Annotated in this window: 1 protein-coding gene; it reads right to left on the reverse strand. The window is 35.3% G+C overall.

The window, feature by feature from the left end:
* Positions 1-51: 51 nt before the first annotated feature.
* A complete protein-coding gene (locus tag Q0257_RS10410) occupies positions 52-750 on the reverse strand; it encodes an IS1595 family transposase (protein ID WP_298024627.1) in 699 nt (232 codons plus the stop codon).
* Positions 751-1,105: the final 355 nt, after the last annotated feature.

Raw genomic sequence — 1,105 nt, forward strand, 5'->3', positions numbered from 1 at the left:
TTGATCGCGCGAGCGGCGACATCCAAGCAGACGCGAGATAAAATTTTAGGCTCAATTAAACTTAAGCGGATTCTCTCTTATCATCTTTAGTAAAATATGATAGAAAGTTTTCGCATTTTTACTGTTATTATATCTAAATTCACATTCTTTAAGATGAAGCAAAAAATTCTCTTTCTTTATCCCTTTAAATTTAGCTAGTCTATGTTTAGCATATCCCCAGAAATTCTCAATGCCGTTTATATGGTTTTTCCCATTAGCGAATTCATTTTTGGAGTGCTTTACTCTGTAGTGAGCCTTAGCTCCGTAATCCACTAATCCATCATAAGCTTTCCAACAATCAGAATAAATCACACTCTCATCTAATTCGCTAAATTCCGATAATATGGGTATTAGTTCATTTGCAGAACAGTTTTTAACTATCTGGGTATAGACCTTACCATCTCTTTTAAGCATTCCAAATACCGGCTGCTTTCCGCTTGCACCTCTACCTCTCTTGCCTCTTACTCTTTTGGCTCCGAAGTAGCTTTCGTCTATTTCTATCTCACCGCTAAATTTGCTTATATTTTCACACTCTTTAGACATAAGAATTCTTATTTCCCTAAAGATTTTACATAGGGTTGCTTCTGAGATTTTAGTTAAATTCGATATCTTTGATGCTTCTATATCCTCTGCAAAATACTTGAGAATTTCTCTAAATTTCTTTTCTGAAATTCGGGAACGGATTATATACTTATTTTTCATTGTGCTCATCGTAACTTACTGCTCCTTTGTGTGAGCTTAAGTTAAAGAGAGCCAAAAGATTATCTAGGGCTTGTGAAGTAGGCAAAATAGGCGAATCTTGCTTATTTTGCGCACTAACTTACTTTTATCACTCTTTAGATATAGACGAGGTAATTAAATATATGACGATGGCTCGAGATTTGGCATACAATAAAGAATATTTGAATGAGATGATCAAAAAGTTAGAAGATTGCAAAGCCGACAAAGAGTGCAATCCCGCAAAATTAAAATTTCAATAGGCAAACGGCAAGAGCAAATACGGCGGGCTAAATTTCTAAATTTAAAAGACAAAGGAAAGATCGCTATGGCGGATAGACTGATCGAC

It is taken from the genome of uncultured Campylobacter sp. (assembly GCF_938018035.1).
Lineage (GTDB): Bacteria > Campylobacterota > Campylobacteria > Campylobacterales > Campylobacteraceae > Campylobacter_B.

Coding starts and splice junctions, on each gene's coding strand:
- Q0257_RS10410 (WP_298024627.1), bottom strand. CDS start 750: ATGAGCACAATGAAAAATAAGTATATAATCCGTTCCCGAATTTCAGAA.